The following is a 19,404-nucleotide window of genomic DNA, read 5'->3' as shown; positions in this document are numbered from 1 at the left end:
CCCCCGGGGTGGTTATACTTCTTTCCGGCTTTTTAGTTTCTTGTATAGATAATCAACAAGCTTGTCTTTCTGTTTTTTCGCCGTGGGATATAGCAGGCAACCAGCCACTCCCCCGAGAACGTCGGCAAACAGATCCCACCAGTCTCCGCCCCGGTTGAAATATTTGAATTGCAGGACTTCGATAAGTCCCCCGTAGATGAAACTGAACCCGATGGCGATCAGGTAGATTTTTTGTAGAGACAATCGAGTCTGATAGCGGAGTTCGCTGCACAGGAATATCGACATGATAAAGAACATTCCGAAATGTACCACCTTGTCAAGGTGGGGGATATTTAATTTCGGATCAGGGATCGAGTCGGATGGAATAGCGCATAAGAAAAAGATTACTCCTGCCCAGATGATATTCCTCCATAATAAAGAGTATTTGCGTGGAATCATGTTATTCTATTATTTTTACACTGATTATTCTGACGTCTTTGAACGGGCGGTCCTGCCTGTCCGTGGGAAGAGCGGCAATTTTATCCAGAACCTCGAAACCTTCGATCAGTTCTCCGAAAACCGTGTACTCTTTATCCAAATGGTGGACCCCGCCTATCGTGGTGTATGCCTTTCTTTTTTCATCATCCATGTAGAGCTTGTCCGTGTTGTTTTCCCATTCGAAATTGATGTCCGATTTGATCTTTTCCGCGATAGCCCGGAACTCAGGTACTTTCTTTTGCGCCCTCAAAGTGTCAAGAATGGCTTTTTTTTCGGGGGTATAATATTTCTTCTGGATGGCTTTTTTAATCGGGTTGTTTATTGATTTCTCGATTTTGTCCAGTTCTTCCGGCGTGTATTTTTTACCGATCACGAAATAGAATTGGGCGATATCCGATTCTTTGAAAACATTTACCCGGTCCGGTTGGCGGGGAGCGGCTAGGGCTCCTTTTTTGTGATAATGGTGTGGTTTGATCTCTGCGTCAATCGTGACCCCTTTACCGTAGCCGATAGCTTGTCCGGCAATAGCATTTCGACTGTCGGAAGAGCCTCCCTGTACCACGAAATTTTTAACAACACGATAGAATAATGTCCCGTTATAGTGGCCGGATTTTGCCAACCGGATAAAGTTATCCCGGTGCAAGGGTGTATCGTTGTATAGTTTTGCTTTTAAGTTTCCCATATTTGTTTCGATTAAAACAACAGGCTCTTTCTCCTGACTTTTCGAGGTCAAGGGGAGTAGGGTGAGCGTTAGGGATAAAAGTGAGAGCGTTAAAAGTTTATACATAGCGTGATCCTTATTTATGATTTGACGATTTTGTTCACGAGGTATTTTACCGGGAAATGCGAGGCTAGGTAACCGATGGCAATCACCGTGATCATGATAATCAGAATATCCGATGCGATGACTTTCACCGGGTAAGCGCTGACGATGTAGCTCCCGTTGCCGAGAGTGATGAACCCGTAGTATTCTTGTAGCAGGCATAATATGGTCCCTAATGCCAGACCGATCAATGCCCCGAATCCGGTAATCAGGTTGCCTTCCAGCTTGAAAATCGAGATTATTTTTTCTTTGGTCATCCCTAGAGCTTGATAAATCCCGATGTCTTCTTTTTTGTCAATAATTAGCATCGATACGGAACCGATGATATTGAAGGAGGCGATTAACAGGATAAATAACAAGATCAGGAAGACGGCCAGTTTTTCCGATTTCATCATGGCATAAAAGGAACGGTTCAAGTCATATTTATTCTCGACTTTGTATGTCGGTTGTATTTGGACGGATAGTTTTTCTTTTAATGATTCTATCTGATTGGGGTCTTTTAATTTTATCTCTATTTTGGAGATTTGTCCCGGAACCCCGAACAACTCCCTTGCTGTTTCTATTCCGGTGATCACGTATTTACCGTCAATGTCTTGTTGTGCGGAAAATATCCCGAGCGGGTATATTTGCTGGCTGTTTAGTGCCGAGCTTGATGCGGAAGACGCTTTTCGATCCGGGTAATAGAACGTGACGGGAGAAAGCGTTCCTAATCTGATTTTTAAGGCAGCCGCGATGCCATAGCCCATGACGACGGCAGGTTTACCGTCCTTTTCGAGCGAGTAGATGCCACTAACAATGGAAGGGAGTATATTCACGTGTTCGGCATAAGTCGAGTCTACCCCCTTCACGACCACCGGGATTAATTTATCCCCGAATTTCACGAGGGAATTTTCTTCCACGACGGGATCACAGGAGGCGACTTCCGGCATTTGGGTCAGTTGGTCGATCAAAATGGAGTCTTTCGTGATGAATTTTCCTTTTGTCGGGGAAATCGTGAGATCCGGGGTGAAGCTGTCCGTTGCTTCCGTGAGGAGCGTGTCGATTCCGTTGAACACGGAGAGTACGACAATAAGAGCCGTAGTGCCAATCGCTACACCGACCATGCTAATGATGGAAATGATGTTTATGGCATTCTGTTTCTTTTTTGAAAACAGGTATCTCCGTGCAATGAATATCGACAGATTCATCGTGGATACGGGCTATTGTTTCAACAGGGAATCGATTTTGTCGATGTAATCGAGGCTGTCATCCACGAAAAATTTAAGCTCCGGAATGATTCGTGTCTGTTTGCCGATCTTTTTTCCGAGGATAAAACGGATGCTTTTGTTTTTTTCTGCCAAGCTCTCCAGTACCTTTTCCGTCAGGTTCGAAGGGAAGATACTGAGGTAAACTCTGGCGTATGACATATCCGGACTAACTCGCACTGCAGTAACGGATAACATGGCACCTGCGGTGAATTCTTTACACTCTTTCTGAAACATTTCGCTTAGGTCTCGTTGGATTAAGCGGCCAACCTTATTTTGTCTAATTGAGTCCATTCTGAAGAAAAATATTTTATACAATAAAATTTTTTACAAATATAGTGATTATAATTGATACTTTTATTATCTTTGCCCTCGCAAAACGGAAACGAGATGTAGCGCAGTTGGTAGCGCGCCACGTTCGGGACGTGGAGGCCGCTGGTTCAAGTCCAGTCATCTCGACCAAAAACAAACGCTCTGATATTCAGAGCGTTTGTTGTAAAAATAGACATAGCCTGCGAAAAGTAGACAAAAATAGACATTGGTCGTGAAATGATGGAATCTTTTACGTCGGGGGGCGTTAAAAAAGACAAAAGTCATGGAACGGATAAAAATGATAATTTTACCACAACTTAATGATTGTGCGGGGGATATAACTAAAAATTGGTTCGTGTATTATTCTGTTAGAGATCCACGAACTAATAGGATGGAACGCTTTAAAACTTATAAAGGCATAAATAAGTTTAAAAATCCTGAGCGAAGATACGCTAAAAGCGAGGAAATAATCGGAGAGATTTCTAAAAAATTGAAGGAAGGTTGGACGCCTTTTAAAGATGATTCCAAGATTATTTATGCAGATCAACTGCGATATAAAAATATTGTTGAAATCTACGGGGAGATGCGGGCTTCAAACACGAGCTTCAGGTTTTATTCTAACAAGTATCTTGAAACGCTAACGAAAGCTAGTGATGGGACTTTAGGGACATATCGATCGAAGTTGCGTATATTCTCGGAGTGGATAGAGGCTAATTACGGTGAAGTTGATATTTCAGCGGTGACGAATAGCGTTGTGTTGAAATTTTTTTCGGAACATCTTATTGGTAAGAAGAAATTGGCAGATAAAACGATTCGTTGTTTTAAACAAAATATTAGTAACGTGTTCGATTACGTGGTGGAGGTGGGGAGAGTCATGAAAAACCCTGTTTATAATATTCCCCAAGGCTATGATAAAGATGAAGCTCCACGCCCGGTTGCGGAGTTTGATATCCAAAAATTTAGAGATTTGATCAGCCGAAGGGATCCGCAGTTGTGGATGGCGATAGAGTTCGAGACGTATTGTTTCCTTCGACCAGGTAAAGAATTGCGTTTGTTGAAGATCCGGGATATTGATTTCGCCCGTGGTTTGATCAACGTGGACCGCTTCCGTTCAAAAACTAACCGGGACAGATTTGCGACAATTCCCGATCATTTCCTGATCAAGATCCGGGAGGTCTATAACTTGCACAAGTGTAACCGGGATTTTTACGTTTTTGGTAAGGGGTACAAGCCGGGGCCCGAGTGTTTGGGAAAGAATAACCTGAAGAATCGTTTTAACTCGTTCCGGGAAATCTTGAACATGCCCAGCGAGTACAAGTTGTACTCCTGGAAACATACCGGGAACTCGTTGGCGTTAGATAATAATATAAGTATGTACGCGCTGCGGGACCAGAACGGTCATAGTTCGGTTCAAGTCACGGAGATATACACGAAAAACAAGGTGGGAACAATTTCCCGGGAAATCAGGGATAAGTTTCCGGATCTTGATAACTTGTAAAAAAGAACCCGTGGCCAGATTGTCACGGGTTTTTTCAAGTATGTACAGGTGTTCAATTAAAAGCTCTTTTTAAAACTGTACGGTACTCAGTTTCTTTATTATATCATTAAATCTATTTTGTATAATAACCTTTTGTTTGTCTCCAGCGAAGGCTAATCTCTCTTTATACTTGCGCATGAGAGAGGGGTTAATCCCAACTTCCTTGGCAAAGGCCGAGACGTTGATAAACGGGAAACTTTTGAAAAAAGCCGATAGATCATATTTGTATTCAAACGTGATCTCTCCCGTTAAAGGTTCCGGGATTTCTTTGCCGGTTTCATCGAAATATTCAAGTTGGCTATCCAATGCCTCTTGAAGACTCTCTTTCGCTTCATCTTCTGTTAGGCCATAACCAAACAATCCATTCACGCTAGGGGTGTGTATCCCGTAGCCCCCGTCTTCTGATTTCTCGATAATAGCGATAATTTTTCCCATAGTTTATAATTTTAATTCGTTCAATTATGTACCACCCCGGGGGGTGGTACTTGCTACTTCTTCTTGATTCCAGCTTGTTTCATCATCTCGTTTAAAGTTCCCTTGGGAATTTCTTTCGATGGATGGCGTCCAACTGGAATAGAGTACTCGTAGTCGGGATGAACATACTTGTAATGTTTTTTCCCTTTGCTGAGTGTCCACCCTGCGGCTTCGATCAGCTTGTAAAACTCCGAAAACTTCATATCAAAGAGCGTTATAATTGAACAATACAAATGTAACAAATATGTTCCTTGTTTCAAAATATTTTGGAACAAAATTGTTCCTTTTTTTATCGTGGCTATAAAATGAAATTAATTTATCATGTGGATTGCGTTATTTTTCATGACCTACTGACCTACCTCGATTGCATGAATCTTTTTGCAATCAAGGACTATATTTAAATTATAAAGGAATCACATGTATTTGGCATATAGGACTATTGGCGGTATGTGATGACGTGTTAAAGACCTCTCCCTCCCTTCATATTTCCTACGCCACGAGGCGAAAAGTTGCGTTGCTGGATAGGGCGGGGCTCTGGGGTTAAGTTGCTGTCAAAACGGGAATTTCCCGTTTTGATAGGTGTCAATAGCTTGATATTTACGTGATTAATTAAAAATAAACCGTATTGAGGTGCTAATTTATAATGATTCTAAGATTGTGACTTTATTACAGGCAATTCCCGTAAGGATCTCGCAATTTCATGACTGAAAAAAGTAATTTTTTTCACGAGGGTAGAACGACTTTAATTGATCTTATTCGTTATTTCAAAAAGGTAAAGGTTCAAAGTATGTGTAAAAAGCCATATTTATTACACGTTGAAGCTCAGGATAATCTTCTCCCAATTTTCCATTTTTGAAAAGATATAGAATCTCCTGTAATCCCGGGATAATTGGTGTAGAGAAACGATGCTCTAATCCATGCAAACCTCGTAATCCCAAAGTTCCCATCATTTGCAATAAACGCACTAATACGATGGGATAGTACAATTCCCGGAATCCGGTAACTTCCCCCGGGGCATAGTGACCAAGTTCTTCGATATAATATTCAAGCAACTCTTCTTTTTGTTCATTCGGAATTTGTACCATTATATCATACAGTAACGAGGCTACATCGTATTGTAACGGTCCCCGACAGCCTTTCTGGTAATTGATGAAATATACCTCTCCATCCTGAATTATAATATTCCTTGGTTGAAAATCTCGGAACATAAAATAATTCATGTTTGTGCGCAATATTCTACCTACTAACCGATCGAAATCGTTCTCTAACTTATTCTCGTCCGTGTCAATTCCTGCTAATCGCAGGAAACAATATTTAAAGTAATTCAAGTCTCACCGAATGTAGCGCTCGTCAAAAGCCTGACGCTGCAAACAACATGAATAATCCAATCCCTCATGTCCAAGCACTTGGAAACGTACCAATTCTTTTAACGCCTTTTGGTACAAGTCATTCACTTGCTCTTTATCTTCGGGAAAAGGCTTCAGAACCTTCTTTATTTAAAGGCGTTTACGAATATGTTTGTGTGGTTGCATCCACTTTTGACATTTGGCACACCACTCGTCGGCATAAGGTTTTCCCGTGTAATTGGGAGTCCAGTATATCTCATCTGTATACTGTGGATTGCTGTTCCGATTTTGATTACTTCCGGGATTGCCTCCCTTTTCTGCTCTTTTAGCCTTGAGGTATGCCTCGGCTTCTCCCGGGGCAAAGTATTTAGACATGGTTTGTTGTCCTTTCCCTTGACAATATTTACATACTTTGGAGCCCATGCAGCTAGGACAGGGATTCCACGTTTTAAAATAAGCGTGCCAGTATTGCCCGGCACCATTGCAAACAGAACATCGTCCGCTACTATAACATAGGCGACATGGTGTTTCAGTTATTGTGGTCCCGGAGCCATCAGGGTATATACGCATTTTCATGGTTCCTCCCATGTATGGGAGGTTGTATTCCGTGTATTTTTCGTTGTTTCTCAAGTTATTGTTCGTGGCTAGTTGTTGGTTTGAGCCCGTGTTTGGGGTGGAAAAGTTAAAACCACCTCCGATGTAGACAATATTTCTCTGATTGTCCCATCCTTCCGAGATACAAGTTCCGGGATCGTCTGGTGAAATGTTGTAGGATTGCATGGGAGCTTTCCCGTTTTTGTAAGTACAACCAATTATAAAGTACTGTCCATTGGCGAATTCTATTAATTGAAGACAATATCCGTTTGCCCACTGCTCTTCCAGTTTGCTTTTTAATTCTGATTCCGTGGCGAAACAATAAGTCTGCTGGTCTATACCGGAGTTTTTACTCATAACGATATCCCATCCGGAAGTATGCCGGGCAGCGTGTGTAATGCGAAAGTCCTCGTTCCAGTATTTCTTTATCCATTGACTCATTTGATCCCAATCCCCGCAATTATTTATCTGGTCCGTGTATCCGGTACCTTCTGATACCACGATAAACCATTTATTGGCACTCATGCCAATAGACGTGATGTAGCGGTTATTCTTGCGATGTTCGGCGAGCCAATCGGTAGGCCAGTTGCTATCATAATGACAAGCTTGCCATGTTAATCCCGAGTTTTTGGCCATCGTGACGAACCATCCGTTAGAGGTATAAGCGGCAGACGTGATACGTCGTCCTTCGTTCCAGTGTTTTTCAATTAATTTCAAGTCGAGTTCGTTCCCAAGTCCACAATAAAACCATGTTTGTGACGAGAATCCGGTTTGCTCTTCCATTAATAATATCAGTTTGTCCTGGGCTTGTAAGGAGCCGCAGTACATTAGTAGCATGATTGATAGAAGAAACTTCACCTCGCGAATGTTTCGTTTCAGAAACGAGATCCGTTTACTTTTGACAATATTCATGATAATAACGTTTAATAGTATTTCACGTGAATTTTATTATGCAAAGTTATAGAAAAAAATATCCACTAGCATTGGAAGTTATAGATTATATTTTTATGATTTAGGCTGTGGAAGGGGATCTAAATTATTGTTGCTCGGATGTCACGTATTGGTATAATTGTAAATGTGAGAATTTACGTGATCTTTCTTGTGAGGTTTGTGATAAATTGTGTTCGATATAAATAATTTGGAGAATCTTTTCTGTATAATAATGAGCTTACAATTATTTGTTTCTGCTTGTGAAGTGTGTTGATAGTTCGTCAGCCGAATAAAAGCCTGTGTGGCGGAAGAACTCTTTGCCCTTTTTGTCAAGTAATACTTGGGTGGGAATTGTGGCGACTCCGTAGTATTCGAAGAATCTTTTGCTCTCTGGTTCCATTAAGTTCATAAAAACTACATTGACTTTCCCCTTGTATTCGGTTTTTATTTTCTCCATGACTTCTTCCATTTGGCGACAAGAGTGACAGCCTGTGGAGCCAAATTCAATGAACGTGTAATCGTAAGTTTTCCCGTTATGATGATAGTTGTATTTTTGGGCAATCGAGTCGCTGATACTTTTTTGGGAGTTGGCAGATAATTGTTCAATCTTACTTTGTGAGATGTAGGTGGCAATGTCTTTGTGAAAGATCATGAGAGAAAAAAACATCAAGATGATAAGTGCGACCGGTACGTATGTTTTGTATTCTTTCATGATTATATTTTTTTAAAGATTCTATAATGGAGACTGTCTATTCGTAAATTTACGAATAATATTCATGCGAGTCAAATGTTATTGAAATATTTTTTATGGAATGATGGGGTGTGTATTGACAACGAGGAACGGGGAAGTAAACGTTCTTTGAACGGGGATAACCACTGAACCCTTTGTTTTATGAAGAGAAAGAATTCAGTGATTGTATCTTGTCAGTTATTATTTTAAGCTTTTTGAAGCTGCACGTTTGGCTAATTTAAAACGGATGGCTTTTCTTTCCGGGAGTTGGACAACTATTTTTGAAGCTGGATTATAGCCTTTGCGTGGTTTGTAAGTTTTTACGGTAAAGCTGCCAAAGTTCATTAACCGTACCGATTCTTCTTTTTCCAGACTTTCTAAAATAGTCTCGAAAATGGAAGAAAATACTTTTGCCGTGTCTTTTCGTGATATGCCGGTTTTCTCTGTCACGGCTTTAATTATTTGTTGCCTATTCATGCTCTTTTATTTTAGATTTATAGTGTAACAAAGTTATGTATTAAAAAAACAGGAAACAAATAATTCAGTATGAATTATACCTAAATAGATAGATTAATGAATAATTGTACGGAGTGGTTCGAAATTATAGAATATTCTTCTGCAAGAAGGAATTCTTTTAGCTTGGAGTACTTTGTTTTCATTATACTTTTTTTCGTATCTTGCGTTGTGATTTTATGATATGATAGATATTCAGGTTAAGTTGCATGATCGGTACTCCGTGGAATGTAAGGTTGGCTACCATGTCGACCGGGACACGGGGGAGAACGAGTTCAGAATGAACACGTGGTTTTTCGTGCCTCATAGTTTGGATATTAATGCCTCGACTTATCCCAAGGAGGCTTTCTACCGGGATGTGAAGTCCAACGTGCGTTTGATCACCCCGATTTACACGTTGGAGGAGATTGCGAGTGGCGAATGGACGCCTTTCGTTTTCTTGGAGGATGCGTTCCAGCATTTGGTGGCGGATGGGACGAGGGATGCGTTAGCCTCTTACGAGTACCAGATCAAGATGTTTACATCCATTTTTAAAAGTGCCCTTCGGGGGATGGCGGGAGAGACGATTCATCATGAGGTGGAAAGTGGTGAACGGGAAGGGATGGTCAATCGGTATGTTGAATACGTGCAATTGATCGTGAAACGGTATCGGGATTTGAAGACCATTATTAACGTGCCGGGTATTCCCCGGGAGGCGTTGAATTATTTCTCTTTCGGGGATGAGTATCTTTCCAATCTGGTGGAATTTCATACGTTCAAGTTACTGGACGGCTTGAAGACGACGGATCCGGGATGTTATGATCGGATGGTGAAGTTATTGTTGTCTTTGGTACATTCGGAGATTGATTACAAGAAACAGAACGGTTATCTCGTGGCAGATCCGGAGAGTAAGGATCGGAATCGGACGGTGATCTATCGGCGGGGGATGCTGAAGAAATACGCGGAGAGTGATTTGTTCTTAAAGGCATCGAAGAAAAAGGATGGAGTACTGGTGGAGCAGATATATTATAGTATTGCGGCAGGACTCTCCATGATATTTGCCACGGTGGTAGCTTTTTCATTTCAGAAAAAATACGGGAATTTCACGATGCCGTTGTTCGTGGCTTTGGTGGTGAGCTATATGTTGAAGGACCGGATTAAGGAGTTGATGCGTTTTTATTTTGCCCATCGGCTGGGGAAGAATTATTTTGACCGGAAGACAACGATCAGTATGAACGAGAGAGTGGTCGGGTGGATCAAGGACGGGGTGGATTTTATCTCGGAAAGGAAAGTCCCGGAGGAGATTATCGAGCGAAGAGCCCGTCCGGATTTGTTGGAGGCGGACAATCGGAATGGCGGGGAGAAAATTATTCTTTACCGGAAATGGGTACAGCTCGATCCGGAGGCGCTAGGCGAATATAGCCAGTACGATATTGCCGGGGTGAACGAGATATTGCGTTTTAACGTGGGGAGTTTCGTTCAGAAAATGGATGAGCGGGACTACGAGTTATACGTGCCGAGGGGAGAGGCGGATTATGGCCCGATCATGGGAGACAAGATATATTACCTTAATTTCTTGATACAATTGCTACATGGGGAGCAGGTCGAGTACAAGCGTTACCGTTTGGTGATAGATCGGGACGGTATTCAGGAGATCCAGAAAATGTGAGGTCGTTTGACGGGAGTGTTATTCTGCCTGGCATGATGCCGGGGAGCATGAAATCTAATGGCTAAAATCGTGAAATCCTAGGCGATTAAGCGTATAATATTGAAAATATATTGTAGCTTTGCGGGACAATCAATCTTAATGAGCTTATAGAATAAAAATGAGAAAATGGAGTATTGACGATTCAGCAGAACTGTACAATATTAACGGTTGGGGGCTGAACTATTTTTCGATTAACGAGAAGGGACACGTTACAGTAACGCCGAAAGTCGGAGGACCGAAAATTGACATCAAGGAATTGATGGAGGAACTTCAGGTGCGGGATGTATCGGCTCCCGTGTTGTTAAGGTTCCCGGACATCCTTGATAACCGGATCGAGAAAATCTCTAGTTGTTTTCAAGCTGCGGCAACGGAATATGGTTACACGGGGAAAAATTTTATCATTTATCCTATTAAAGTGAACCAGATGCGCCCGGTGGTGGAAGAGATTGTCAGTCACGGGACCAAGTATAACATTGGTCTTGAGGCAGGCTCGAAACCGGAATTACACGCGGTGTTGTCGATTGATATTGACGACGATGCGATGATCATCTGTAACGGTTACAAGGACGAGAATTATATCGAGTTGGCTCTTTTGGCCCAGAAAATGGGACGGAATATATACTTGGTTGTAGAGAAACTGAACGAATTGAGAAATATCGCGACAATCTCCAAACGCTTGAAAATTCGCCCGAATATAGGAATTCGTATAAAATTGGCTAGTTCCGGGAGTGGCAAGTGGGAAGAGTCCGGAGGAGATGTCAGTAAGTTCGGGGTAAATTCGAGCGAGTTGCTGGAAGCCATGGACATTCTGGAAAAGAACAAGATGACGGATTGCTTGAAGTTAATCCATTTCCATATCGGTAGTCAGGTGACCAATATACGGCGTATCAAGACGGCGTTGAAGGAAGCCTCTCAGTTCTACGTGCAATTGAAGAATTTAGGATACAATATACATTTCGTGGATATTGGCGGGGGCTTGGGTGTAGACTACGATGGAACACGCTCGGCCACGAGCGGGAACAGCATGAACTACTCGATTCAGGAGTACGTGAATGATGCCGTGTCTGCGTTAGTAGATGCTTGCGAAAAGAATAATCTGGAGCAACCGAATATTATCACCGAGTCGGGACGTTCTCTGACGGCACATCACTCCGTGTTGATTTTCGAGGCACTTGCCAGTACAAGTTTGCCCGCTTTCGATGAAAACGAGGAAATCGACGAGAATGCTCACGAGCTGGTGAAAGAGTTGTATGATTTATGGGAGAACCTGAATCAGCCCCGGTTGATCGAGACATGGCATGATGCTATGCAGATTCGGGAGGATGCTCTCGGTTTGTTTAATCTTGGCTTGATTGATTTGTTCACCCGTGCGCAAGTGGAACGGTTGTTCTGGTCCGTGGCTAGAGACGTGTACGACATGGCAGTGGCCACGAAACATGCTCCGGACGAGTTGAAGAAAATCTCCAAAATGTTGCCGGATAAATATTTCTGTAATTTCTCGTTATTCCAGTCTTTGCCTGATTCATGGGCGATCGACCAGATATTCCCGATTATACCGATTTCTCGTTTGAATGAGCAACCAACTAAATCGGCAACAATTCAGGATATTACCTGTGATTCTGACGGGAAGATTGATAATTTTATCTCGACGCGTAATTTCTCGTACCATCTTCCGGTACACGAGTTAAATAATAAAGAACCGTATTATTTAGGGGTATTCCTCGTGGGTGCCTACCAAGAGATTCTTGGTGACCTGCATAACCTGTTCGGGGACACGAATGCCGTCCACATCAAAGTGAAAGGTGATGATTACGTGATCGACAAGGTGATTGAAGGAGAGACGGTGGCTGACGTGTTGGAGTACGTTCAATTTATGCCGAAAAGAATGGCTCGTACGGTAGAGGTATGGGTAACTTCTTCCGTGAAAAAGGGAATTATCTCGGCAGAAGAAGGACGGGAATTCTTGTCTAATTACCGTTCCGGACTGTACGGGTATACCTATTTGGAATAATTCGATAGATAATAACAAAATAAAGAGGTCGTGCCGAATTTGTTAAAATGAATCAGGCACGATCTTTTTTTTTGTAAATTTCCTGTCGTGCAAATGTTAACGTGATTTTTACTTGACCAGGTAATCAGCGTGTTAATAAAAATCTGATTTTTAACACTATTAAATTTTACGCAAATGTTTGCGGGTAAAAAAAGATTTGCTAGTTTAGCATCGGTGAAAGAAAAAAAGCCTCGTGCTGTCACAGCAGGAGGCAACCAATAACAAATTTATGAAAAAAAATTGAAGTCTTTTCTTGAAATCCGATACAAAGGTATCGGCTTTTCTTTATATACAAAAAAATTAGTAGTTAAATTTCTGTTATATCGATTAATTTTCGATACACACTTTTATATACGAATACAAGGAGACAAAAGTTAGGATTTATACTAAAATAAAAATGGTCCGCGCTGTCTCAGCGGGGACCCAAAATACCAATAACAAATTTATGAAAAAAAATCGAAGTCTCTTTTGAAATCCGATACAAAGGTATCGTTTTGTCATCGTAATCTTGTCACTTATGTATTAAGTTTCGGTTACACTATGATTACATTCAAAATATATGCCTATATACGGCACATGAACGTAAAGGTTTCATAATTAATCAAAATTAATTCTTAATTGTAAAGGGCCATCGGTGGTTAATTCTTCGAAAGGGTTTGATACAGAGAGACCTAGTAGGCGTATTCTAAATTGCGTAAGTTCTAAATCTTTGAGTAATTTTTTGGCTAGGGGAAGAATATCCTGTTTTGTTCGTAACTCGTGTGCCATAGTGACACTACGTGTCTTTTGGGTGAAATCGTGGAATTTGATTTTCAAGGTTAGGGTATGTCCTTTGAAATCAGACTTTTCTAGTCGGAGAATTAATTCCGTTGTCACGTGGTATAGTTCTATGATGACAGCGATATAGTTCGTCAAGTCATTCTCGAAGGTACTTTCACAGCCTACGGATTTACGGATTCGTTCGGGGGTAACCATTCTGGGATCGATGCCGTTGGCAAAATCGTGATACAAGGTACCGGCTTTCCCGAAATTGCGGGTAAGGAATGTCAGTGTACATTCCTTGAGGTCAGCCCCCGTGTGTATACCTAGTGAGTGCATTTTACGAGCCGTGACTTTGCCGATACCCCAGAATGCTTCGATCGGGAGTTTGGAGATAAAAGCGGGGGCCCGGTCAGGATGTATGGTGTAAAGCCCGTCGGGTTTCTTGTAATCGGATGCGATCTTGGCGAGGAATTTATTGTAAGAGATCCCGGCTGAGGCCACGAGTCCTAGTTTTTCTTTAATCTCTTTCTTGATTTCTCTGGCGACATCGACGGCTAACGGGATGTTTTTTTTGTTCTCGGTCACGTCTAGGAATGCCTCATCGAGAGCTAGGGGTTCGATCATGTCCGTGTATTCGTGGAATATTTCGTGAATCTGCATGGATACCGATTTATAGTATTCCATGTGAGAACCAACGAAAATGAGGTCGGGACAAAGCTGTTTGGCTTTCATGGACGACATGGCAGAACGTATGCCATAACGGCGAGCCTCGTAGCTGGCGGCAGCCACGACCCCGCGTTTCTCCGGACGCCCCACGACAAGCGGTTTTCCCCTGTATTCCGGGTGATCCCGTTGTTCGATAGAGGCGTAGAACGCGTCCATGTCGATATGAATAATTTTTCTGTTTTCCATCTCCCGTTTCGATGAGTAAATATACAACTTTCTCTTGAATTTTGATGTATATTTGCGGCCCCGAATACGAGGGGAAAATTAGGGTAGATAGTTAAATAATATGGAAAGAAAGGTTGATATTCAGGAACTCTCGAATTTCTTGATGGATTACACCACGAGTATGATGGGAGTCGGGGTACACACGGCGAGAGCCGTGAGGAGTGTTTCCCGTATTGCCGAGTCGTTGGGTATGGGATTGACGTGACGATTTTTCAGAAAAATATTACCATGACAATCAAGCATCCGGAAGATTATTCTATCCGGCGAACTTACGTGCGGAAGATTCCTGCCTTGGCGATTAACTTTCAAGTGATTTCTGAGTTAAGTGCCTTGAGCTGGGAGGCTTACGATCATCATCTGTCGTTGGGCGAGTTAACGGCTCATTACCATGAGGTGATGAACGAACCCCGCATTTCCCGTTGGGTGGTGCTGGTTTTGGTTTCCTTGGCCAACGCGGCATTCTGTCGCTTGTTCGGGGGAGACGGGATTGCCATGATGCTGGTTTGTGCTGCGACTTGCGTGGGTTTTTGGGTACGGCAGGAGATGATGAATCGCCACGTGAATCATATGGTCGTTTTCGTTGTATCGGCTTTTATTGCCTCGTTTATTGCCTCGGTCGGGACCTATTTCGGCTGGGGTAAGACCCCGGATATAGCTTTGGCTTCCAGTGTCCTTTATCTGATCCCCGGGGTACCTTTGATTAATTCGATTATTGATATTTTGGGAGGTCATGTGCTGATAGGTATGTCTCGTGCGGTGAATGCGGCGATACTTATAATTTGTATCGCATTGGGGTTGTCGGTAACATTATTAATTTTAGGATTGGATACGCTATGAACTGGGATTTAGTATTATCTGTATTGCTTGATGGAATTTTTGCGGCGATAGCGGCTATTGGTTTTGCCGTGATTTCCAATCCCCCGAGGAAAGCGATTCTTATTTCGGCTTTGTTGGCTGCCGTGGGCCACGCTCTTCGATTTTACTTGTTGAATCACACGGCCTTGGGTTTAATCCCCTCCACGTTATGTGCCTCGTTCACGATCGGTTTGTTCAGTATTTATTTTGCCCGGTTGATTCATTGCCCGGCAGAGGTTTTTTCTTTCCCTTCATTGCTACCCATGATTCCCGGAATGTATGCTTACAAGACAATCTTGGCATTGATCCGTTTCATGAGAACGGAGGATGAGGAAATTCTCCCCAACTTGATTGTAGAGATTTTCCGCAACGGATTGACAACCGCTTTTGTTTTGGCTGTGTTGGCTATCGGGGTGTCATTGCCGCTATTCATTTTCCATAAGCAAGCGATTTCAATGACTCGTTTCCTGCGAAGGAGGAAAGAGTAGAAATGCAGTGAGGTAATGACGGTTACTTGAATCGGGGTTTCTTGTGTGTCTCGTTAGTAAGTTAACGGGAAGTCAACGGATGGGATTGGTTCATTTGTGGGGATGAATCATGAATTCACGATTCAGATATTAACGAGAGTATAGTGCATTCCCGAGGCAAGTTACTGGTAATATACCTGTTTGTCGGTAAAGAGGGGAAAAAGAAAGAGGGAAACTTTCGTTTCCCTCGTGTCGTAATTATTTTTGGAATAATTTGTTCCAGTTTTTGTATTCTCTCTCTTTCCAAGGTCCGTTGTGGTAAACGTAGCTTGCGATAGCGGGAATAACGGTGGTTCCTTCAGCGTAAACCATTTGTTCGTAGGTAACGTCAACTTTACCCCAAGAGCAAGCCTCTTTCAAGGTAGAAGAAGAGCAAGCCCCGTCGCGAACATCGGCCACGGTGATCTGGATGGCGTATTTGTGCATCGGTACGTCGAATCCGAGGATTTCAGCACAAACAACAGTGTCTTGAGCGAAGTTCTTCGGGGTTCCGCCACCTACCATGAACAAGCCGGTTGTTCCTGCCTTGATCTTGATCTGGGTCAATTCGATAAAGTCTTTTACAGAGTCGATCGACACGTGTTTGTCGGGGTGTTCCCATTGGTGTTTACCAATTCCGAATCCTGCACTACAATCAGAGAATGCGGGGCAGAAGATGGGTACTCCACATTCGTAGCAAGTCTGGATCAAGCTGTCTTTCTTCACGGCGTGTCCTTCGTGTAACCATTTACCGATTTCCCAGATAAATTCACGTGATGAATAGGGACGCGGCTCCAAATTGTTAGCGATCTCGTAAGTTGTGTGGTCGCAAGCCTGTAATTCTTCTTCATCGATGAACGTATCGTAAATACGGTCAATGTAAAGTTCTCTTAATTGCATGTCAGGCACATCCTGATGTCCCTTGTAATGTTTGTAGCCAAGGGCCTCGAACAAGTCCATATCGATGATAGACGCACCGGTAGAAACTACCACGTCAACCATTTTGTTACGAACCATATCCACGTAAACCTGCATACATCCGGCAGCACTGGTACTTCCGGCAATGGTAAGAATATTAGTACACTCTTTCTCTCCGACCATCATCATCAGAATATCGGTTGCTCTGGCCGTGTCGCGAGAGGTGAATGACATATCGCGCATCGCGTCGATCAATTGGGTTGAGTCATACGACTTGATGTCGATGTGTTTGATAGTGTCTTTTAATAAATCTTTCTTTTCCATTCTATTTATCTTAAAAATATAAGGTACAATTATGAGGACCTTATTGACTCAATTTCGTCATTTAAAATTATTTCATTGGTTTTGATATTTTATGCTCAATATCTGGTAGATTAGTTTGCTAGCCAAAAAGTCAGATGATTTGTTGACTTCGTTGGGGCAAAGTTCTACCACGTCCAAACCGACAATGTTGTGACGTTCGTTGATCAATTTCAGGAAGTTCAGCACTTCTCTGTAATAGAGTCCGTCCGGTTCCGGGGTTCCTGTAGCCGGAAGGATAGCCGGGTCGAAAACGTCAAGGTCAATCGTGATATACACGTTGTCATGTAATTTTTGGGACACCATGTACATCCAGTTGTTACCTTCTTTGGCATCATGTAAATCGTGAGCATAGAAAATACGGTCCGGCATGATGTTCTCTTTTTCCTCGATAGCGGAGCTTCTGATTCCTACCTGAGCCACGGTTGCCACTTCTTTGGCACGTGCCATGACACAAGCGTGGTTGTGGGTCGATCCTTCGTATTCGCTACGCATATCGGAATGTGCATCCAACTGCAGGACAGAGAACTTTTCATAGTGTTTGGCGAAAGCCCGGAATGCACCGATACTAACGGAATGCTCTCCTCCCAGGATCACCGGGAACTTTTTGTCGGTTAATATCTTGTCAACTTGTTTTTCAACTTCCTGAGACATGGCTTCCGGAGATGAGGCCTCTGTCACCGGTTCCAAGGTTGCGATACCATGAGTATATACTTCGGAATCCGTTTCAATATCGTAGAGTTCCATGTTAGCCGATGCTTCAAGAATTGCATCGGGACCTTTATCTGCCCCTTTCAACCACGTGCTTGTCCCGTCATAAGGTACAGGTAATACTACAATCTCGGCAGTTTCGTATGCCGTAAACTCGCTGTCGAGTCCTCCATAATTTTTATTTTCCATATCTAATTGGGTTTATAGTATTTATAAACTCCTTTCTTTGTAAAAAGGTTTGCAAAACTAACGAATATAATTGAGAATTGAAAATGGAAATTCGAAAATGAAAGACTCATTTCCATGTCATCATTTTCGGTTGTCAATCTGGCTGTTAACGATGTGTTTCATGGACTCCATGGTTTCCGTTTTATTGATATTCATAAGCTCCCGGTTGCGCATAATCCATTTCCCGTTTACCATGCTGGAACGGATGTTTTTGCTGTTGGATGCATAAACGATGGCTGAATACACGTCGTAGATCGGGAGCATATTGCTGGCATCGGCATGAATCACGATCAAGTCGGCTCGTTTCCCGACCTCGAGAGAACCCGTGAGGTGATGAATACCGAGGGCTTTTGCCCCGTTGATCGTGGCCATTCGTAATGCCGTTCGGGCGTTGACGGCTTCCGGGTTGTGGAGGGAGCCTTTGGGAAGGAGGGCCGCGAAGCGCATTTCTTCCACCATATCCAGCGTGTTGTTGCTTGCCGTGCCATCGGTACCGATGCTGACGTTAATGCCCGCTTTCATGTATGTATCCGTGTCGGCGATACCACTGGCCAGTTTTAGATTACTTTTCGGACAGTGGGCAACAGACGTGCGGGTCCGGGCGTATAATTCAATTTCTTTCAGGTTCAGCCAGACGGAATGGGCTGCGATCACGTTCCTGTCCAGTAACCCGATCGAGTAAAGGTATTCGGCCGGGGCCATACCGGTTTGACTCGTGAGGTCTTCCACTTCTTTACGGGTTTCTGCCACGTGGATGTGGAGGGGAATGTTGTATTTTTCAGAGAGTATTTTGGCTTTTTGTAGCGTCTCTTTTGAACAGGTATAGGGAGAATGGGCGCAAATGGTAGGATGAATCAAGCTGTCCCCGTACCATTGTTGAACGAGAGATTCACAGCGAGCTACCCCTTCGTCGACCGTGTGAAAACTCGGTGTCGGAAAGTCGATCAGGGACTCCCCCACGACGGCCCGGATACCCGCTTTCTTGGCTTCCGAGGCGATGATGTCTTCAAAGAAGTACATGTCGTTGAAACACGTGGTTCCCGACTTGATCATCTCGATAAAAGCAAAGCGGGCGGCAACTGCCACGTTTTCCGGGGTCACCATGCGTGCCTCTGCCGGGAAAATATGTTCGTTTAGCCAAGTGTGGAGAGGGAGATCATCGGCATACCCGCGTAACATGGTCATGGGGACGTGAGTATGTGTGTTGATAAATCCGGGCATCACGATCATGCCTTCTGCATCGAAATACTCCGCGTCAGGAGATTCGATTTTTCCTTCTCGAATTTCTTTTATCTGGTTGTCTTCCACCCGGATGGAACCGTTTTTGATCACCTCCATGCCTTCATTCATGGTAATGATACAAGCGTTGAATATAATTGTAGTTGCCATAGTCTTG

The 19,404-nt window shown here is 43.0% G+C and carries 19 protein-coding genes, 1 tRNA gene and 1 pseudogene; 6 read left to right on the top strand and 15 right to left on the bottom strand.

The genetic code is table 11. The features are described from left to right. Nucleotides 1–12: 12 nt before the first annotated feature. From F1644_RS11660 to rbfA, 4 genes are read right to left on the bottom strand one after another with little or no spacing between them, the layout of a single operon-like run. The gene (locus F1644_RS11660) at nucleotides 13–438 is read right to left on the bottom strand and encodes a VanZ family protein (protein WP_118304577.1); all 426 of its coding nucleotides are present in this window, start codon (nucleotides 436–438) and stop codon (nucleotides 13–15) included. Nucleotide 439: 1 nt separating this feature from the next. Next, nucleotides 440–1,264 carry a peptidylprolyl isomerase gene (locus F1644_RS11655; RefSeq protein WP_118304576.1) on the bottom strand — a complete coding sequence of 275 codons (825 nt, stop codon included), beginning with the start codon at nucleotides 1,262–1,264 and terminating at the stop codon, nucleotides 440–442. A 14-nt stretch (nucleotides 1,265–1,278) separates the two neighbouring features. Next, nucleotides 1,279–2,487: an ABC transporter permease gene (locus F1644_RS11650; protein WP_118304575.1), complete on the bottom strand. Its 1,209-nt coding sequence runs from the start codon at nucleotides 2,485–2,487 to the stop codon at nucleotides 1,279–1,281. Between the two features lie 12 nt (nucleotides 2,488–2,499). Next, complete coding sequence (gene rbfA, locus F1644_RS11645; protein ID WP_087419095.1) at nucleotides 2,500–2,838, bottom strand: 30S ribosome-binding factor RbfA; 339 nt, start codon at nucleotides 2,836–2,838, stop codon at nucleotides 2,500–2,502. A 92-nt stretch (nucleotides 2,839–2,930) separates the two neighbouring features. Between rbfA and F1644_RS11640 the strand changes: the two genes are divergently transcribed. Both F1644_RS11640 and F1644_RS11635 read left to right on the top strand, forming a co-directional pair. After that, nucleotides 2,931–3,006: transfer RNA gene (locus tag F1644_RS11640), tRNA-Pro, on the top strand. Between the two features lie 133 nt (nucleotides 3,007–3,139). After that, nucleotides 3,140–4,354: a tyrosine-type recombinase/integrase gene (locus F1644_RS11635; protein WP_118304574.1), complete on the top strand. Its 1,215-nt coding sequence runs from the start codon at nucleotides 3,140–3,142 to the stop codon at nucleotides 4,352–4,354. Nucleotides 4,355–4,423: 69 nt separating this feature from the next. On the opposite strand, the gene F1644_RS11630 is transcribed toward F1644_RS11635, so the two are convergent. From F1644_RS11630 to F1644_RS11600, 7 genes are all read right to left on the bottom strand, one after another. After that, complete coding sequence (locus tag F1644_RS11630; protein ID WP_118304573.1) at nucleotides 4,424–4,828, bottom strand: type II toxin-antitoxin system HicB family antitoxin; 405 nt, start codon at nucleotides 4,826–4,828, stop codon at nucleotides 4,424–4,426. A 53-nt stretch (nucleotides 4,829–4,881) separates the two neighbouring features. Continuing rightward, the gene (locus F1644_RS11625; RefSeq protein ID WP_118304682.1) at nucleotides 4,882–5,070 is read right to left on the bottom strand and encodes a type II toxin-antitoxin system HicA family toxin; all 189 of its coding nucleotides are present in this window, start codon (nucleotides 5,068–5,070) and stop codon (nucleotides 4,882–4,884) included. A 561-nt stretch (nucleotides 5,071–5,631) separates the two neighbouring features. Continuing rightward, complete coding sequence (locus tag F1644_RS11620) at nucleotides 5,632–6,195, bottom strand: phosphotransferase (protein ID WP_147344469.1); 564 nt, start codon at nucleotides 6,193–6,195, stop codon at nucleotides 5,632–5,634. Between the two features lie 3 nt (nucleotides 6,196–6,198). Next, nucleotides 6,199–6,321 carry a hypothetical protein gene (locus F1644_RS11615; RefSeq protein ID WP_262889265.1) on the bottom strand — a complete coding sequence of 41 codons (123 nt, stop codon included), beginning with the start codon at nucleotides 6,319–6,321 and terminating at the stop codon, nucleotides 6,199–6,201. A gap of 42 nt (nucleotides 6,322–6,363) precedes the next feature. Then, complete coding sequence (locus F1644_RS11610; protein ID WP_118304571.1) at nucleotides 6,364–7,719, bottom strand: DUF7477 domain-containing protein; 1,356 nt, start codon at nucleotides 7,717–7,719, stop codon at nucleotides 6,364–6,366. A 262-nt stretch (nucleotides 7,720–7,981) separates the two neighbouring features. Then, nucleotides 7,982–8,449 carry a thioredoxin family protein gene (locus F1644_RS11605; protein ID WP_118304570.1) on the bottom strand — a complete coding sequence of 156 codons (468 nt, stop codon included), beginning with the start codon at nucleotides 8,447–8,449 and terminating at the stop codon, nucleotides 7,982–7,984. Between the two features lie 219 nt (nucleotides 8,450–8,668). Further along, entirely contained in the window at nucleotides 8,669–8,944 is a 276-nt protein-coding gene (locus F1644_RS11600) for an HU family DNA-binding protein (protein ID WP_087419090.1), read from the bottom strand. 220 nt (nucleotides 8,945–9,164) lie between these two features. Here F1644_RS11600 and F1644_RS11595 point away from each other — a divergent pair, with 220 nt between their 5' ends. Together F1644_RS11595 and speA are read left to right on the top strand one after the other, a co-directional pair. Next, the gene (locus tag F1644_RS11595; protein WP_087419089.1) at nucleotides 9,165–10,628 is read left to right on the top strand and encodes a hypothetical protein; all 1,464 of its coding nucleotides are present in this window, start codon (nucleotides 9,165–9,167) and stop codon (nucleotides 10,626–10,628) included. A 157-nt stretch (nucleotides 10,629–10,785) separates the two neighbouring features. After that, nucleotides 10,786–12,678, top strand: coding sequence for a biosynthetic arginine decarboxylase (gene speA, locus F1644_RS11590; protein WP_087419088.1), 1,893 nt, complete (start codon nucleotides 10,786–10,788; stop codon nucleotides 12,676–12,678). Nucleotides 12,679–13,314: 636 nt separating this feature from the next. On the opposite strand, the gene dinB is transcribed toward speA, so the two are convergent. After that, nucleotides 13,315–14,391 carry a DNA polymerase IV gene (gene dinB, locus F1644_RS11585; RefSeq protein ID WP_087419752.1) on the bottom strand — a complete coding sequence of 359 codons (1,077 nt, stop codon included), beginning with the start codon at nucleotides 14,389–14,391 and terminating at the stop codon, nucleotides 13,315–13,317. Between the two features lie 100 nt (nucleotides 14,392–14,491). Between dinB and F1644_RS11580 the strand changes: the two are divergent. Next, a pseudogene (locus F1644_RS11580) lies at nucleotides 14,492–15,267 on the top strand (threonine/serine exporter family protein). After that, on the top strand, nucleotides 15,264–15,773 hold the full coding sequence (locus F1644_RS11575) for a threonine/serine exporter family protein (protein ID WP_087419086.1): 510 nt from the start codon (nucleotides 15,264–15,266) through the stop codon (nucleotides 15,771–15,773). The pseudogene F1644_RS11580 and the gene F1644_RS11575 overlap by 4 nt, the downstream one beginning before the upstream one ends. A gap of 237 nt (nucleotides 15,774–16,010) precedes the next feature. On the opposite strand, the gene F1644_RS11570 is transcribed toward F1644_RS11575, so the two are convergent. The 3 genes from F1644_RS11570 to F1644_RS11560 form a co-directional block, all read right to left on the bottom strand. Continuing rightward, nucleotides 16,011–17,033, bottom strand: a complete 1,023-nt coding sequence (locus tag F1644_RS11570) for a 1,9-bis(guanidino)-5-aza-nonane synthase (RefSeq protein ID WP_087419085.1) — start codon at nucleotides 17,031–17,033, stop codon at nucleotides 16,011–16,013. Between the two features lie 72 nt (nucleotides 17,034–17,105). After that, entirely contained in the window at nucleotides 17,106–17,969 is an 864-nt protein-coding gene (gene speB / locus F1644_RS11565) for an agmatinase (protein WP_087419084.1), read from the bottom strand. A 120-nt stretch (nucleotides 17,970–18,089) separates the two neighbouring features. Next, on the bottom strand, nucleotides 18,090–19,397 hold the full coding sequence (locus F1644_RS11560) for an amidohydrolase family protein (protein ID WP_229128142.1): 1,308 nt from the start codon (nucleotides 19,395–19,397) through the stop codon (nucleotides 18,090–18,092). Nucleotides 19,398–19,404 lie beyond the last annotated feature (7 nt).

The organism is Butyricimonas paravirosa (genome assembly GCF_032878955.1).
Classification (GTDB): domain Bacteria; phylum Bacteroidota; class Bacteroidia; order Bacteroidales; family Marinifilaceae; genus Butyricimonas; species Butyricimonas paravirosa.
The sequence above is the reverse complement of the archived record's forward strand: the minus strand, read 5'-3'. Positions and strand labels throughout refer to the sequence as shown.

Coding starts and splice junctions, on each gene's coding strand:
- F1644_RS11660 (WP_118304577.1), bottom strand. CDS start 438: ATGATTCCACGCAAATACTCTTTATTATGGAGGAATATCATCTGGGCA.
- F1644_RS11655 (WP_118304576.1), bottom strand. CDS start 1,264: ATGTATAAACTTTTAACGCTCTCACTTTTATCCCTAACGCTCACCCTA.
- F1644_RS11650 (WP_118304575.1), bottom strand. CDS start 2,487: ATGAATCTGTCGATATTCATTGCACGGAGATACCTGTTTTCAAAAAAG.
- rbfA (WP_087419095.1), bottom strand. CDS start 2,838: ATGGACTCAATTAGACAAAATAAGGTTGGCCGCTTAATCCAACGAGAC.
- F1644_RS11635 (WP_118304574.1), top strand. CDS start 3,140: ATGGAACGGATAAAAATGATAATTTTACCACAACTTAATGATTGTGCG.
- F1644_RS11630 (WP_118304573.1), bottom strand. CDS start 4,828: ATGGGAAAAATTATCGCTATTATCGAGAAATCAGAAGACGGGGGCTAC.
- F1644_RS11625 (WP_118304682.1), bottom strand. CDS start 5,070: ATGAAGTTTTCGGAGTTTTACAAGCTGATCGAAGCCGCAGGGTGGACA.
- F1644_RS11610 (WP_118304571.1), bottom strand. CDS start 7,719: ATGAATATTGTCAAAAGTAAACGGATCTCGTTTCTGAAACGAAACATT.
- F1644_RS11605 (WP_118304570.1), bottom strand. CDS start 8,449: ATGAAAGAATACAAAACATACGTACCGGTCGCACTTATCATCTTGATG.
- F1644_RS11600 (WP_087419090.1), bottom strand. CDS start 8,944: ATGAATAGGCAACAAATAATTAAAGCCGTGACAGAGAAAACCGGCATA.
- F1644_RS11595 (WP_087419089.1), top strand. CDS start 9,165: ATGATAGATATTCAGGTTAAGTTGCATGATCGGTACTCCGTGGAATGT.
- speA (WP_087419088.1), top strand. CDS start 10,786: ATGAGAAAATGGAGTATTGACGATTCAGCAGAACTGTACAATATTAAC.
- dinB (WP_087419752.1), bottom strand. CDS start 14,391: ATGGAAAACAGAAAAATTATTCATATCGACATGGACGCGTTCTACGCC.
- F1644_RS11575 (WP_087419086.1), top strand. CDS start 15,264: ATGAACTGGGATTTAGTATTATCTGTATTGCTTGATGGAATTTTTGCG.
- F1644_RS11570 (WP_087419085.1), bottom strand. CDS start 17,033: ATGGAAAAGAAAGATTTATTAAAAGACACTATCAAACACATCGACATC.
- speB (WP_087419084.1), bottom strand. CDS start 17,969: ATGGAAAATAAAAATTATGGAGGACTCGACAGCGAGTTTACGGCATAC.
- F1644_RS11560 (WP_229128142.1), bottom strand. CDS start 19,397: ATGGCAACTACAATTATATTCAACGCTTGTATCATTACCATGAATGAA.